General features: G+C 30.7%; 18 protein-coding genes. 16 read left to right on the top strand and 2 right to left on the bottom strand.

Annotated elements, in window-relative coordinates:
- Positions 1 to 6 precede the first annotated feature (6 nt).
- The 14 genes from Q0828_RS11615 to Q0828_RS11680 all read left to right on the top strand — a co-directional run bounded on the left by Q0828_RS11615 (position 7) and on the right by Q0828_RS11680 (position 10,239).
- On the top strand, positions 7 to 987 hold the full coding sequence (locus Q0828_RS11615) for an RDD family protein (RefSeq protein WP_298420772.1): 981 nt from the start codon (positions 7 to 9) through the stop codon (positions 985 to 987).
- A 17-nt stretch (positions 988 to 1,004) separates the two neighbouring features.
- Positions 1,005 to 1,274: a hypothetical protein gene (locus tag Q0828_RS11620; protein WP_298420774.1), complete on the top strand. Its 270-nt coding sequence runs from the start codon at positions 1,005 to 1,007 to the stop codon at positions 1,272 to 1,274.
- Between the two features lie 136 nt (positions 1,275 to 1,410).
- Positions 1,411 to 1,914 carry a hypothetical protein gene (locus Q0828_RS11625; protein ID WP_298420775.1) on the top strand — a complete coding sequence of 168 codons (504 nt, stop codon included), beginning with the start codon at positions 1,411 to 1,413 and terminating at the stop codon, positions 1,912 to 1,914.
- 20 nt (positions 1,915 to 1,934) lie between these two features.
- Positions 1,935 to 2,762 (top strand): N-formylglutamate amidohydrolase, encoded by an 828-nt coding sequence (locus Q0828_RS11630; RefSeq protein ID WP_298420776.1) that lies wholly within the window; start codon positions 1,935 to 1,937, stop codon positions 2,760 to 2,762.
- 15 nt (positions 2,763 to 2,777) lie between these two features.
- Positions 2,778 to 3,935 carry a tyrosine/phenylalanine carboxypeptidase domain-containing protein gene (locus Q0828_RS11635; RefSeq protein WP_298420778.1) on the top strand — a complete coding sequence of 386 codons (1,158 nt, stop codon included), beginning with the start codon at positions 2,778 to 2,780 and terminating at the stop codon, positions 3,933 to 3,935.
- Between the two features lie 156 nt (positions 3,936 to 4,091).
- Positions 4,092 to 5,846: an AraC family transcriptional regulator gene (locus tag Q0828_RS11640; protein WP_298420780.1), complete on the top strand. Its 1,755-nt coding sequence runs from the start codon at positions 4,092 to 4,094 to the stop codon at positions 5,844 to 5,846.
- Between the two features lie 88 nt (positions 5,847 to 5,934).
- The gene (locus Q0828_RS11645) at positions 5,935 to 6,222 is read left to right on the top strand and encodes a hypothetical protein (protein ID WP_298420782.1); all 288 of its coding nucleotides are present in this window, start codon (positions 5,935 to 5,937) and stop codon (positions 6,220 to 6,222) included.
- A gap of 58 nt (positions 6,223 to 6,280) precedes the next feature.
- Positions 6,281 to 6,505, top strand: a complete 225-nt coding sequence (locus Q0828_RS11650) for a hypothetical protein (protein ID WP_298420784.1) — start codon at positions 6,281 to 6,283, stop codon at positions 6,503 to 6,505.
- 236 nt (positions 6,506 to 6,741) lie between these two features.
- Positions 6,742 to 7,002 (top strand): hypothetical protein, encoded by a 261-nt coding sequence (locus tag Q0828_RS11655; RefSeq protein ID WP_298420786.1) that lies wholly within the window; start codon positions 6,742 to 6,744, stop codon positions 7,000 to 7,002.
- Positions 7,003 to 7,022: 20 nt separating this feature from the next.
- Positions 7,023 to 7,271 carry a hypothetical protein gene (locus Q0828_RS11660; protein WP_298420788.1) on the top strand — a complete coding sequence of 83 codons (249 nt, stop codon included), beginning with the start codon at positions 7,023 to 7,025 and terminating at the stop codon, positions 7,269 to 7,271.
- A gap of 192 nt (positions 7,272 to 7,463) precedes the next feature.
- Positions 7,464 to 9,224 (top strand): AraC family transcriptional regulator, encoded by a 1,761-nt coding sequence (locus tag Q0828_RS11665; protein ID WP_298420790.1) that lies wholly within the window; start codon positions 7,464 to 7,466, stop codon positions 9,222 to 9,224.
- Between the two features lie 84 nt (positions 9,225 to 9,308).
- Positions 9,309 to 9,572, top strand: coding sequence for a hypothetical protein (locus Q0828_RS11670; RefSeq protein ID WP_298420792.1), 264 nt, complete (start codon positions 9,309 to 9,311; stop codon positions 9,570 to 9,572).
- Positions 9,573 to 9,618: 46 nt separating this feature from the next.
- Positions 9,619 to 9,906 (top strand): hypothetical protein, encoded by a 288-nt coding sequence (locus tag Q0828_RS11675; protein ID WP_298420794.1) that lies wholly within the window; start codon positions 9,619 to 9,621, stop codon positions 9,904 to 9,906.
- Positions 9,907 to 9,939: 33 nt separating this feature from the next.
- Positions 9,940 to 10,239 (top strand): hypothetical protein, encoded by a 300-nt coding sequence (locus tag Q0828_RS11680; RefSeq protein WP_298420796.1) that lies wholly within the window; start codon positions 9,940 to 9,942, stop codon positions 10,237 to 10,239.
- Positions 10,240 to 10,304: 65 nt separating this feature from the next.
- On the opposite strand, the gene Q0828_RS11685 is transcribed toward Q0828_RS11680, so the two are convergent.
- Positions 10,305 to 13,220, bottom strand: a complete 2,916-nt coding sequence (locus Q0828_RS11685) for a T9SS type B sorting domain-containing protein (protein WP_298420798.1) — start codon at positions 13,218 to 13,220, stop codon at positions 10,305 to 10,307.
- A 181-nt stretch (positions 13,221 to 13,401) separates the two neighbouring features.
- On the opposite strand from Q0828_RS11685, the gene Q0828_RS11690 reads away from it, so the two are divergent.
- Positions 13,402 to 14,262, top strand: coding sequence for an alpha/beta fold hydrolase (locus Q0828_RS11690; RefSeq protein ID WP_298420800.1), 861 nt, complete (start codon positions 13,402 to 13,404; stop codon positions 14,260 to 14,262).
- Positions 14,263 to 15,063, top strand: a complete 801-nt coding sequence (locus Q0828_RS11695; protein ID WP_298420802.1) for an alpha/beta fold hydrolase — start codon at positions 14,263 to 14,265, stop codon at positions 15,061 to 15,063.
- Positions 15,064 to 15,295: 232 nt separating this feature from the next.
- Here Q0828_RS11695 and Q0828_RS11700 read toward each other — a convergent pair whose 3' ends face one another.
- Complete coding sequence (locus Q0828_RS11700) at positions 15,296 to 16,006, bottom strand: metallophosphoesterase (RefSeq protein WP_298420804.1); 711 nt, start codon at positions 16,004 to 16,006, stop codon at positions 15,296 to 15,298.
- Between the last annotated feature and the right edge of the window lie 65 nt (positions 16,007 to 16,071).

Raw genomic sequence — 16,071 nt, forward strand, 5'->3', positions numbered from 1 at the left:
TCTTTAATGCCCAATTTAATCCCCGATATGCTTTGGTATACAGTATATATATTAGATGTGTCTACTGTTGATTTGGCATTCTTCAATAACGAATTTTTTATATTACCTTCAAAAACAGTTAATTATTTCTACGGTATATCTATCTTAAATCCATTATATATACTCTTATTTTTAGCAGGAACGCTCTTATATGCAATAAGTGGTAAGAAAGAAAGCCGTTTGTTAGATTTTTCTTTTTCTATACTCTTTATATCAGGAATAATTAGTGTAATCAACCTATTATTTGAATTTAGTATTAGAATCTTTCTAGCTAGTGGAAATATATTTGAAGATTATAATTTTTTATTATTAATCATATACATTTTAAAATTAGCAGTAATTCTATTTATAAGTTATGTGTATCTGCGAAAGCGTTATAAGGACAAAAAACTAATTCTTTTAGATGAAAACTTTATAAAAATATATAAAAAAAACAACGGAGTTGAAAGTATACCAAAATATCAAGAAGCAAGCAAGTTACAGCGTTTTGGGCATTACTTTATTGATTTTTTCATGATAGTATTCTTATTCTCAAAATTTATTTTTACAATGTCAGATGTGATCAAAGATCTTGTATATTTTATTGGAGATCGGTTGACTATGTTTTTGCTGTATTTTATTGTGAGTACTTTTTATTATCTACTATTTGAAACTCTTTTTAAAGCAACACCAGGGAAATATTTGATGTATACTGGTATAATTCACGCTAAGGATAATCGTATTAGTTTTGGTCAAATTGTTATTAGAACACTTTCCAGAAGAATCCCTTTTGAAGCATTTTCTTTTTTAGGAACGACAACCAATGGTTGGCACGATAAGTTATCAAATACAGTTGTAGTGGAACATGAAGCTGATAAAAAATATGGAAAAATTGCAAAAATCATTTTAAGTATTTTAGCATTGACCTTTTTAGTATTTGTAATATTAAACTTAATAGATAAGTTTTAAACTATTTTTGAATGACGATGAATAATCAAGGAGTGCTATTAAAAGATGAACTTTTAGACATTCTTGTAGAATTGGAGAAACTAAAAATTGTCCGCAAAGGCATCTTAAAAGATGCAGCAATCATCGGATGCATAGGATTTGGAGTTATTCTAGTCGGTTTTTATATACAATATGCAGAATGGACGGAATATCCTGTAATTCCATTTCTCATCTTTGCTGGCGGTGTAATATTGGCAGTAGCATTACGACCTTTACAGCAATTCAAAAATGATTGGGGAGAAGCTTAAGAAAAACGTAAAGACTTGCAAATTCTACTAAAAAAAGATAATTTAGACTACAAAGCTGACATTTACGTCACTAAAAATGCTAAAGGTGAATTTGATGTAAAGAAAAGTATGCAAATAGTTAGAATAGGATAGAAGTATGGAAAACGTAAGTCATTGTAATTTTTGTGAACATAAAGAATTTGATTTTACAACGGGAAACTTATGTGGACTAACCAAAAAGAAAGCTGATTTTATCAAAAAGTGTCCTAAAATAAGTTTTGATACAAACGCAAAAGAAAAAATTGCTGAAATCAATCTAAAACATAAAACAATAAAAGATCGTAAAGTTGATGTCATTGGACATTTGGTACTCTATACAATAATTGGCGCTGCTATTCTTATTGCTGATATATACTTTACACAATATTTATATGAATCTGGTTGGATTTCCACCGTGAGTATTGTTGGTATTGGACTAGGATTAGGATTGATAGGATATGGATTTGCCCCATTTATTAAATATAGAGAAGAAGTAGAAACCGCGAAATCACAAAAAGATCGTTTAGATACCATTCTAAAATTATATGATTACGGATATGATATTAATTTTGAAGATGAAAACTATCTTACAGCAGTAAAATTGCGAAGAACAAAACAATAAGTATATTAATATAATACCTCATGAAAAAACTAACCATTCAAGAGATTGTTGCCAAAATTGAAAATGAAGAAGTATTTAGAGCAGTTTCGTCAGACTATTCTTTTACAATAAAAATTGACGCATATGTTCCCTATGCTTGTGGCGCTGTACACGATGGACATCAGTTTAGACGCGAACTTTGGGACAATTGTAAACATACAGAATACGAACGTTGGTTTGAAGAAGATCCAGCTACACGGGAAATGGTGAAAACACATCCTATTATTATCGCCGGAATGGACTCACGCTTTGAATACGACTTAAATCGTGCGCCAGAAAGTGCTATTTATGAAGACGCTTGGGGAAAACAACTTTGGCATCAGCCACTTGCGGACGAAATGAAACAAAAAAGCTTGGACAAGCATACTAACTTTTACAAAGTTGTACATGCGCTCATTACAAAACTTGAAGAAAAATTTGGCGCTTGTGTGGTATATGATATGCATTCGTACAATTGGAAACGTTGGGATAGGGAAGTGCCAACTTTCAATTTAGGGACAGGAAATGTTGATAATGAGCGTTTTGGGGAATCCATAGAATCCTGGCGTAAAATGCTTTCTATGATTGAATTGCCTAATGATATAGAATCAACATCTAAAATAAACGATACATTTCAAGGAAATGGCTACTTTTTAAAGTACATCACGCAGCATTTTAGCAATACTTTAGTTTTGGCAACCGAAGTAAAAAAGATATATTGCGACGAAATTAATCAAGTCATGTTCCCCGAAGTTGTAGCTGCTATAGAAAAAGAGCTGCGACGAATGCTACCAAAGCATGCAACCGCGTTTTACGCAAAATATAAATAAGAAGATTTTTTTAGGATGAATGATATATATGTAGGAAACGAAGTGCTTTTTGAAATAGATAAAAATATTGATGAACTTGTAAAAAAGGTTGAACTATTAAGTTATGTCAACCCTTTAAACATGGAAGAAGAAAAGCAAAAATTCTTTCAATCTAAATATCTAACAGACCCAAAATTCATCTATCCTGAAATTGATTTCGACCGTTTTCAATTACACAGAAAACTTTTTTCTCAACCTATTGAACGTATTGAAGACAAAAATACAAGAGAATTATACGAAGATATTATCTATGCGTATTCTGGCTTAATTCAATGTATTGAAACAATAGGAACAAAGCATAAATTCTATTACAATAGTTTGCGTTCATTTGGAACACCAACTGAACAAGATGTGGAAAATGCTAAGTTTATATTGCATTTTGAAGAAGAAAACAAAAGCGAAACACAATTTCAACCAAAATACAACGCAAAAGAAACAGAAGCACTTTTTAGAGCATATTCTAAGCAATACGACTTTACGTATACAATCCGGTTTTCGAAAGATATGAGTGCTATTGCAATGGTTTTAAACAATATTAAAACTTTAGTAATTAATGAAAACCATGTTTTTTCTGACAATGAAATCGAAGTATTGACCAATCATGAAATTGGTGTACATATGGTTACAACAATGAACGGGTTGTTGCATCCGCTAAAAATATTTTCAAACGGTTTTCCTAACTATGAAGAAACACAAGAAGGATTGGCTGTTTTTTCAGAATACATGAGTAATAACTTAACGGTAAAACGTTTAAAGGAGTTGGCGTATCGTGTGATTGCTGTGGATAGTTTGGCAAAAGGATATTCGTTTTCAAAAACCTTCCGAATGTTTGTCAATACATATGATTTAGACAGAGAAGCCGCATTCAATATTTCAGTTCGTGCGCATCGTGGCGGTGGATTTACCAAGGATTATTTATACCTAACAGGTTTGAAAAAAGTATATGATTACTACAAATCTGGAAAAGACATGAAACCGTTACTTCGCGGTAAAATTTCATTAGCTTACCAAGAAAACATTGCTTCTTTAGCAAAAAATGGTTGTGCAGTAGATTCAAAACACCTTACAGATTCATACAAAGAGTGTAAAAACACCAATAAAACGGTTGATTTTATATTAGAAAATTTAAAATAACCATCTCGGCTTTTAAGAGATTTACACAAAATATTCGGTTAAGTTTAGGCATATTCTAAATCTCTGTTAAAGAACAACAATATAAAGAGAATTCATACGTATATAGTAGTGAGATTATTTATATTGCCAATCATTACATTATTCAAAATATAAAATATGCTTGCCTACCAACGCTATTCCAATTCATATTTTTTAAAAATACTATTCATATTATGGTTAGGGCTTTCGTGTTCTGTAAGTAATGCACAAACGGATTCTTTAGCATATAAAACGTATGAAGAATTAGCTACATTATATATAATTGCTATCAAAAAAGATGCGAAGCGTGCATTTCACTACGCAACTGCTGCGCATGAGTTGGCGACTAAGAAAAACAATCAAAAAGAAATAGCGGAGTCTTTATATTTCATTGCAAAATCGAACAATGATTTATCTAACAATACACTTGCGTTAGAACAATTACAGGAAGTTCTTAGTATAGGAAAACAATTAAAGGATTCGGTATTACTTTTTAGAGGCAACAGCCTCAAAGGAAATGTATATAACAATATTGGAGAAGAATCAAAAGCGTTAGAAGCCTATTTAGAAGCAAAAAAATATAGTGCATTCAGTGAAAAAGAGCGCGATTTGATTTTGTTGGAAATCAATATAGCATTCATTAAAAAACTACATCGTGATTATGAAGATGCAATAGTTATTTTAAAAGAAAATTTAAAGCGTTTAGAGAAAGTAACGTTTGATGCTGCGGCAAAAGATAGGTATGAGTTAATCACTTTAATGAATCTTGCAGATACGTATTTGCGTATGAAAGAAAATGGTGGAAGTCAATTTGTGAAAGAAGCTGAATACTATAATAATAAAGGTCTTAAAAGATGTTCTACTAAGAAAAACACGGTGTTTTATTATGTATTTGTAATGAATAAGGCTATTATTCAATATGAAAATGGAGTATATGATGAAAGTATAAAATTTACGAAAGAAGTAGCGGATTATGCCATACAAAACAATAATGAAAGTTTAACCTGTACAACGTATTTCTATTTAGGAAAAAACTATCATAAACTCAAAAATTACAAGGAATCTATTCGTTTTTTGGAAAAAGCGTATGACATTATAAAGAAGTCTGAACGTAAATATTCCAATGAAAAAGAATTACATGAATTATTGACATATAATTTTGGTCAGACAGAAGCTTTAGATAAAATGAAGTTTCATTTTGCAGAATTTACCAAACTGGAAAAGGAGCAAAGTCAACAAGATGTTAAAATTATCAACGATATTCACACTAAAAACGATGTTCCTACACTAAAAGAACAAGTAGATGAGCTAGATACGCGTTTGGCACATCAAAAAAGAAGGAAATCTATACTATACATTATCTCAGCAGGTTTAGGTTTAATATTACTTGTAAGTATTATTTTCTATCGCAGAAAAGTTAAAAAAATCAAGGAAAAAGTCGCACAAGTACTAGAAAAAGTAAATGATTTAGAAAAAGTAAAAACGCAGAACAAAACTAAGATAGTCACAACTACAGAAAAAATACCTGATAAAAAAGCGCTAGAAATTCTAACCAAGTTGAAAGCATTTGAAGAAAATGAAGAGTTCATGGTGCAAGGTTGCACACTTATTTATGTTGCAGAGCAATTAAAATCGAATACAACATATTTATCTAAAGTAATTAATACGTACAAAGGGAAAACATTTAACTCATATCTTAATGAATTACGTATTAATAAAGCATTGATTCAACTAAAAAATGATGCAAAATTACGTTCATATACTATAAAAGGGATTGCTGAAGAATTTGGATTTAAACGGCAAGAAACATTTTCAAGAGCATTTAAACAACAAACTGGAATCTATCCGTCTCAATATCTCAAAAAATTGAGTCAAACAACAAAAGATGATTGAGAATTTATAAAATCGCAATTCTTACCCTTTATAAACATTGAGTTTAACTGTTACTTTACAGTACTAAAATTTTAAACACAATGTAATCATGAAAAAACAAAAATTAAAAAAATTACAGTTAAACAAAGGGCAAGTTTCAAAACTCTATGGTGGTTCGTATAATGAATATGGAACAGGAACAGGAGTTGGTACGGGAGTTGGTTTAAGCGATTCATGTGCGACAATTTTTCAAAATACATGCCAATCTGATTGTGGATCAGCATTAAGAACGTGTATTTCTGAATATGGACCTGCATGTGGAACATTGCCTTCTTTTGAACCTTATGGGTGTGATGTAACGATAGCAACTATCGGAGTTGGAGTTTCTAAAGGATAAATAATTAAAGTAGATGAAATTAAAATTTAAAAAACAAAAAATTGCGTCATTCCATCTAATGCAAAGAATAAAAGGAAAAGGTACTGATGTTAATCATATGACAGTTACAGTGCCGCCAAGTGAAGGACCAACAAATATGCAAGTTTGCGATTTAACAGAACAAATGGAGTGTACAATATCATTAAATCCAGTAGATTGTCACACCAATGATGGGACATTAAAAACATGGAATATTAATAATAATTCTAAACCTGACGGAAGGTCAAGAGTTCTATATTGTTAGTATTCTAATCAGTTAAATTATTCAATTTAAAAGTAAAAGTATTGATGTAAATGTATGTTTGTATCAATACTTTTTTATGTTGAAAACAGATACAAATTACTCATTTTCAAATCTTCTAAGTGTATTCTTATACAAGTAAATATGATTGAGAATTTATAAATACGCAACTGTAATTCTTTATAAATGGTGAGTTTAGCTGTTACTTTAGGGTAATTAAAATTTTAAAATGATTGATTATGAAAAAAAAAAAATTAAAAAGGTTACAGTTAAACAAGAAGCAAATCTCTAATTTTTTTGGAGGCAAGCTATCTGCTCCAGGAACTACACTTACGAACTGTTTAACGGCTGGTGAAATTACGTGTCACTATGAATGTGTTTCTGAGCACATGACTTGCCATTCTGAGTATGGAACAGCATGTGGAACCATTAAAACATATGAACCAAGAGAATGTGTAAATTATGTAAAAACCGTAAACCCAGCAACAATAACTTGTTAAGCTTCTAAAATAATAAGCATATGAAATTGAAATTAAAAAAACAGAAAATATCATCATTGTGTATTTCTCATAAACTAATGGGAGGAAATACGTATACAGAACCAGTTAAAGAAACAGAAGTTCCTACCTACAATGATGCTTGTATGGAAACACGTAATGCAGTGTGTACCTACAGTGTTGTGCCTACGAAATGTGATACAAATGATGGTACATTAAAAACATGGGAAGATAGAACAGGTTTTTATAATACAGAAACTCGTAGATGTTAATGAGTGTTTTAATCAGTTGATTATTTTGTGATAAAAAGATAAAGTATTGATGGGATTACTATTCTGTCAATGCTTTATTGATAAAGTAAAGGCAACAGATCTTGTAATTGGCGTAACAATATTAAGAGAATTCATACGTATAAGTGTATGAAGATTGTTTATATTGTAAATCTCTTATTTCAAAATCAAAACATGTTGAATTTCAAACAGAATCACTGTTCCCCATTTTTCAAAGTTTTTATTACTCTTATATGTATATTTAGTATTTCTAATGTATTTGCTCAGGCAGATTCATTAGCAACGAAGTCCTATGATGAACTTACAAAACTTTTCGGAAGTACTATTTATAAGGATAAAAAAGTTGCACATATATATATAAAAGCTGCACATGAAAAGGCTTTAGCTTCAAAAGATAATTTAAAAATTTCGAATACCTATTATTCATTAGCTTTTTGTAATTATTCATTGGCAAATACCTCCAAAGCGTTAAAATTGCTAGAAAAATCTATTGAATACAGTTTACCGTCAAAGAATACAACATCGCTTTTTTTTAATAGTTATATTTTAAAAGGACTGATAAAGTCTGATCAAGGAAAAGCTATAGAAGCAATAGATGCCTTTATAATAGCAAAAGAAAACGCAATAGCAACCAAGAGTCCTTTAAAAATTATTAACGCTTCAAACAATATTGCATATGTAAAAAAAATGCATAATGACTATGAAGATGCATTAACTATCTATAAAGAAAACTTAAAAAAAATAGAGACTATTGAAGTTTCAGAAGAAGTAAAAGAACAATATAAGATAGGAATTTTAATGAACATTCCTGATACTTACCTACGAATGCAGGAAGTGGATTTGGGAGATTTTACAAAAGAAGCAAGCTATTATAATAAGTTAGCTTTAAAAATATCTACCAAAGAAAAATACACTAATTATTACTACACGTTTTTATTAAATGAAGTAATTATTGAATTTGAAAAAGAAAATCATGCAAAAAGTATAGCAATTGCAGAAGAAATTATTGAGTATGGGTTGAGTGTTAAAGATGAAGCGCAACTCTGTACCTCTTATTTTTATATTGGTAAGAATAATTATAAGGTTAAAAACTACGAACAAGCGATTTTGTATTTAGAAAAGGCTTATGATATTATTTCTAAATCGAAAAGGAAATACTCTAATGAACGTTTGTTACATGATATGCTTGCAATGAGTTACACCTTTATAGGAAATAGCAAAAAAACACAATTTCATCTAGAAAAATATAAAGAGCTTCGTGATGAAAAAAGTCGAACAGACATTAAAGTAATTTCAAACATACATAAACGCAGTGATGTAGTTGATCTTGAAGATCGAATCATAGAGCAGAATAAACGTATTAAAACTGAAAAAACACGTAAAATATGGCTTTATATTATTTCGATAATACTTGTAGTTTTACTTATAATTAGTATCATTTTCTATAAAATAAAAGTAAAACGCATTCAAAAAAATGTAGAAAATGTTTTAGAAAAAGTAAAGAAGTTAGAAAAACAACAACAAAAACAAAAAACAGTTTCAACAGCAAGTATTTCAGAAAAAGTTACAGATAGCAAAGCTAAATTAATACTAAAAAAATTAAAAAAGTTTGAAGATGCTGAAGAGTTTTTATCACAAGATTGTAGTTTGAGTTTTGTGGCGGAAAAACTAGATTCAAATACTTCGTATATCTCAAATGTAATTAATAATTATAAAAATCAAACTTTCAAGTCGTACATTACAGAGTTGCGTATTAATGCAGCCTTAATACGTTTGAAAAATGATCATAAACTACGATCATATACTATAAAAGCTATTGCCGAGGACTTTGGGTTTAAGCGTCAGGAAACGTTTTCAAAAGCTTTTAAATCTCAAACAGGAATCTATCCATCACAATACCTTAAAAAACTTCGAGAAGGTGATCAAATTAATTGATAGTTTATGAACTGTCAATCCTAAGCCCTTGAAAACACTTATTTTTTTAGTTCCTTTACCGTATTAACATTAAACTGTACTGTAATGAAAAAAAAGAATTTATCCTTATTAACATTGAGAAAGAACAGTATCTCTAATTTAAACTTTGTAAATAGTATAAAAGGAAAGGGGTCTGTTAATGATGAAAACCCTACATATGAATGTGTAGAAACACAATTAACATATTGCGAAACTTGTGCTACAATGGGGAATATGACTAGCTGTATTACAAATGATACAACTAGAGGTATGGAAACACCAACATTTGTAGAGTTGTGTAATGCCTTTGCAACGGGTGAACTTTGTTAGCAAACATTTTTTTGACTAAAAAAATAATATCTAAAATTGTATTAGCATGAAAAAACGAAATATCTCTAAACTAAAATTGATAAAATGTAAGGTTTCGAACTTGAATGCACTTAGGTATTTTATTGGCGGAACTGGTTCAATAAATGCCTTGGAAACGTTAATTACAGACTGTGAAGGAAACTGTGAAACATATACACAACAACATGGTGAATCTGAAAACCCTACTGATTGCATGACAAATGATACAACGAGAAGTCTGGGAACACCAACATTTGTAATAGCGTGTAATAGATTTGGAACAGGCATGAATTGCATAAATAACACTCAACTATAGTAACATCACAAATTGTTTAAAAATCACATTATTATGAAAAAAAGAAAAATAGCAGCACTTAAATTTCGAAAATATAAAGTTTCAAACCTAAATAAACTCGGCCGTGTTATAGGAGGAACTGCGGGAACTTTTGAATGCCATGAAGATCAGCATACAACAACTTTTACAGGAATTGCACAAACACAAGAATGTGAAGTAAGTGTTGTAGCATGCAGTTATGATTGTACTTCATTCGATGACACAGGCTGTATAACAAATGATGCTACACGAAGTATAGGAACACCAACGTTTGTATTATCATGTAATACGCCAGGAACTATTATCTCAGGATAAAAAACAAATAGAAGAAGATAAAAGCACTAATTATTACAATTAGCGCTTTTTTTATTATAATCTAATTATCGTTTTAGTGTAAAATGTCCCGTATAGGTTTGATTATTACTTGGTCGTTCTACCATAAACCAATAATCTGAAGAAGGCAATTTTCTTCCATGAAATGTGCCGTCCCAGCCTGTAGATTCAGGTTTTAAAATAGTGAGTAATTTTCCGTAACGATCAAAAACATGAATGCGTAAATCGAGTTCATATTCAGATGAGATGATCTGCCAGAAATCATTATGTCCATCATTATTTGGTGTGAAAAATTTTGGATAGAACAACAAGCTAATTTCTTTACTTACAACTCCACAACCGTTTTTATCTCTAACATACACTGTAAGTTGTCCGGCAAATAAATTATTAAAAATTGGACTATCATGATAATTAAAACCATCGATAGAATATTCATAATCGCCAATTCCTTCTACAATAATTTCAATTTGATTCGAATTATACGTCCAATCTTGTATTTCTACATCAGTAATTATAGCTTCATCTGATTCAATAACACGAATAGTTTGCGTATTGCTACAACTAATAGCAGGAGTAGAGTTGTAATCCGTTATAGCATCTACAGTATACAATCCAGCTTCTGTGACGATAATACTTTGTGTAGTTTCTCCAGTACTCCAAAGGTATCCATCATAGCCAGAATCAGCACTAATAAGAACATTTTCGTTCGAACATAAATATGTAATAATTTCATCCGTATTTACATTAGGGACTTCTTTAACTTCTATGAAAAAAGAAGTAGTATCGTAGCAATGTGGGCTTATATTGTTTTCTATACGAACAAAAATTTCTTGCGGATTTACGTCATTTGCGAAATTAGTTGTTATTTCATCCACATCAGCATCCGCGTCTGCCTGTGAAGTATAGTATTTAATAGAAAAATCACCAGTTTGACCATTTGCAATAAATTCATTTTGGATTCCTAGATTGAATACTTCTGTGTTGTCATTACTAACATCGTCACACACAATCAAATCACCAACAGGATTTGCCGTATACTGCGTTTGAAGTACTAAGTTGAAGTTGATAATTATAGAACATTCAGTATTTTCAGTGTTTACTTTTCTAGCAAAAATAGTTTGTGTAGTATTTTGAAGTAGGTAACTAGCAGGTAATCTGTCAGTATCATTTTCTGCATGTATGCTCTCTTCGTAATAATACACATTAAATGTAGTACTATCTTGCGTTCCTAACACATGGTTTGTAAACTGAGTAAGATTTACTGATTCTTGGTTATCATTAAAATTGTCACAAATATTGAAATCATCAAGTGTTTCGGGAGTTGGTGCTGTATGAATTATAAATCTAAAACTTGTAATGTAAAAACAATTTGGGTTCTGAACATTAAACACTCTCGCAAAAATTTCTTCATTATTTGAACTACTCGTATGTGTTGTTGGCACTGGATTTTCTTGATCTAGTGCATTTTCAAAAGAAGCATAATATGCAACATCAAATTCATTGCCGGTAGGTTGCCCAGCTAAAACTTCAACATCTTTTGTGCTTAAATCTAATGTTTCAATTCCATCATTTGAAAGATCATCACACACAACAACATCCGTAATTGTATGTTCAATAGGGTTTTCATAAATAGTAATATCTCGCGTAAGCATTAATGATTGCGAAGAAGATTCAACTGTAACTGATATGGTGTAAAAACCAGTAGCTGCATACGTATGTGACGGGTTTTCTTCATTAGAAGTGTTTCCATCTCCAAAATCCCAAGAAATTGAAACTATAGATTCATTGGAGTTAGTTGTAAATTCAGTAATATCACCAAAACAGGTTTCTGAAATTTGAATTCCCACATTAAAAAACGATTGTATAAAAGGTGGTAATCCTTGTTTAGAAACATGTCCGGCCAAATCAACACCTTCATTTACATAATTACAAGCGGCTCCATCAGCTTCTGGATTGTTAATTACACCAAGATATTCCTCATCTGGACGCGCATAATATATTTTTCCATCGGTGGCTAATTGTAATGCTGCACGTTGTTTAAATTCGTAATAAATTTGAGTTCTTGTGCTAGAAATATCAGTAGTGTTTAATGAAAACTGAAATAAATATGCATCTCCAGAAAACTGTCCACCAGAAGAAACATATAATTTTTCAGAACTTGCAGAAAATTCAGCACAATAAGGTGTGTCTAAAACGGTTAGCATTTCAATTTCTTCACTCACAATTCCTGTAACATTGTCAAACCCATGAAGGCAAACATGATTTAAATTTTGATTGCAATTGACTACTTTTTGAGAGTCTGGCGAGATTTTTAAATAACCTCTAGCATCCTGCGTAGCGCAGTTTGGATATGAAGATGTAACGGAGTTAGTATCAATACCTGCGGTTGTTATTCTGTATGAATGATATGTGTCATATGTACTTTCAGCACCAGTTTCTCCAGCATAGGCAATAACCCAAAAACCATCTTGATCATCACTAATAGCAGCAATCTTTTCGCCACTTCTTTCTAATAGTTCTATATTTTTCTGTCCTTGTACAACATCACCCATGCCACCATTCAGGGTTAAATCGACAATACTATAAAAAAGACCTCCATTTTGAACGTTATCTTCCACGCAAAAAACATAATATCTATTAAGATCACCAGGATACGGAACTATAATTCCTGATTGAGAACTAGAAGGATTTCCTTGTAATCCAGTTCCATTTGGCATAATATCATGGTTTCTATCCCAAACGGTAATTCCATCTGTATAAAATAGAAGTTCGCCATTAGGGTTCGAAATAGTAGCACAACCTTCTAAAGTATTGATTTGTCCATCTGTAATGGCTACAGGAACACCGCTATTGAAGTCTAAGCCAGCATTTTCTCCAAAGTACCAAATGTTAGCTTCTCCTTGTGAAAAAGAAAAAGATACATTCAGTATTAAAAGAATAAACACTATAATTTTTTGTTTCATGCTTTACATGTAAAATGAATTTAGTGGGCTTATAATAAAGATATTAGGACGGAGGAACGTAAATTTAAATATTTTTTATGAATAATCCTTCTGTAAATATCAAATAATAAGTGAGAATTTTCATAACAGAGATAGAGTCAGAAAGAATTACTATCTTAAAGGTTTAAAATCGTTACTATATATGTCATATTGGACAATTGGAATCATAGTTTTTGTCATTATTTACATTATCGCGAATATCATATTGTACTTTTTGCAAGAACGTTTCATTTTCAAAGCAGAGAAACTACCAAGTGATTTCAAGTTTGATTATGAGAATCAACTTTTTGATGAATATAATATTGAAGTTGATTCAGGTGTAAATATAAACGGAATCCATTTTAAAGTCCGAAACCCAAAAGGAGTTGTACTTTATTTGAAAGGAAACTCAAGAAGTATTAAAGGTTGGGGGAAATTTGCAGTAGATTTTACACGACATGGTTTTGATGTGTTAATGGTAGATTACCGTGGATATGGAAAAAGTACAGGAAAACGCACAGAAGCAGGAATCAAAAAAGATTTACAATATGTGTACGATCGTTTAAAAGAGCAAGTTGATGAGAAGTATATTACCTTGTATGGTAGGTCTTTGGGTTCAGGATTTGCAACAAAACTTGCTTCTAATAATAATCCACGATTACTAATATTAGATGCACCTTATTACAGTGTAAAACACATTACAAAACGTTTTTTACCAATAATGCCGATGTCGTTAATTCTGAGATTTCCTGTAAAAACATATCGTTGGATTGAATATGTAAAATGTCCAATCAAAATAATTCATGGAACTAACGATAAGTTAATTCCGTTTAAAACCAGCGTAAAACTGTCTAAAATTAATCCAAAATGGACACGTTTATATCCAGTAATTGATGGTGGACACAACAATTTGCACACCTATCCGCAATATCATCGTTTTTTAGAAGAAATATTGCATTCAGAATTACCCAAAGAAATAGATCCGAAGACTTCAAGTTTAAACTTTAGACGAAAAAAACAGTAAATGAAGCGTTTAAAAACTATAGGTATTAGTATCATTGCACTTTATTTAGTGATCTCACTTATGTTACTCAATTTTCAAGAACAACTTATTTTTAGAAGTCAAACTTTGCCAAAAGACTTTGCATTTACATCGTCTCTTGCGTTTGATGAACTATTCTTGAAAGCTCCTGATGGTGCTGTTTTAAATGGATTGCACTATAAACAAGAAAATCCCAAAGGTGTATTAATTTATTTTCACGGAAATGCACAAACCTTAGAATATTGGGGGAAATGGGCTGAAGAATTGTCCAAAAGATATCAATATGATGTAGTAATTATGGATTATCGCGGTTATGGAAAAAGCGAAGGAAAACGGAGTTTTGAGACGATGTTAGCAGATGGAATGTTGTTTTATGAATATTGTAAAACGAAATTTTCAGAAGATCAAATAACAATATTTGGTCGTTCGTTAGGTGGTGCATTTGCAACGCATGTAGCAACAAAAACTAATGCAAAACGTTTGATATTAGAATCTACATTTACAAGTGTGTATGCTATTGGAAGCAAAAGATTTTGGTTTTTACCACTAAAATGGTTGTTAAAATATCCTTTTCAGAATGATGAAAATATTCAACAAATTTCAATTCCAACATACTTCATTCACGGAACAAAAGATGGAGTTGTTCCTTATGAGCACGGACAAACGTTATATCAGAAGTCGGGTAGTAGTGCTAAAAAACTCTACACTATAGAAGGAGGAGAACATAATAATCTTGTGGGTTATCCTAAGTATTTCATGGCATTAGATGAAGTTTTAAAATAAAGTAAATAGCTCCTTTTATAATTTTTGTATTCACTTATTGACTTTTCTATTAAAATATCTTCTCAAAAAATAGTTTCTTAAAATACTCAATATGGTTAAGTATAAGGTTATGACTATATTTTTCCCTGAATGGTTTTCTATTCCTAACAATGGAAATATAATTTCTAACGAAATCATAGTGATAAAAAAACCAATCGTAACATTTAAGAGACTTTCCAATAATGATTGTTTTTTAGTCTGCATTGCTCAGAAGTTGAATTTTTGATAATTGTTTAGCACCTTTCAACTCAATAATTCTATAACCAAAAACAGTAGTATCAATATCAATAACATCAGTTTTCTTCTGAATTTGATAAGAGATAGCAGGAGTTATAAACTGAGTAATATTTTTATAAGTTAATTTGCTTTCCATATGATAATGACCACAGTAAATGGTGACTTCCATGGTAGATTTTATCAATAAAGAAATAAGTTCTTTTCTATTGGTAAGTTTTCCAATTTTATCAACTTTTAGATTTATGCCAAGAATAGGGTGATGTATAAAAATAATAATGGGTTTTGTTGAAATCAATTCTTTTTCAAGCCAGTAATATTGTTCTCTGTCAATGATTCCAGTAGAAGAATCTAAATAAATGAACTTATAATATTCTTTTAAAATACTATAATACGTAGAGTTGGCTTTAAAATTATAGAGCTTAGAAACTTCTGCATAGGTATCATGATTCCCCAAAACGATTGTCAAATCCTTAGTATTGAGTTTTTTGAAAAAATAGGCTACACCATCATTTTCTCCAATGTCACCAGTGCAAACAATCTGAGTAATATTATTTCGTTCAATAGCTTTTAAAACAATGTCAAATCGTTTTCTTGCGGTTATGCAATCATTAAAAGGAAAAGTTTCGTCTAAATGTAGATCCGTAATATGTGCTATTAGTTCGTTCATACAATAGTAGTTTTTATAAAAACAAAAATAATGCTGTATCGTATGAAGGATTTATAAAATCTTGC

Origin of the sequence: uncultured Kordia sp. (assembly GCF_947496985.1) — a bacterium.
Lineage (GTDB): Bacteria > Bacteroidota > Bacteroidia > Flavobacteriales > Flavobacteriaceae > Kordia.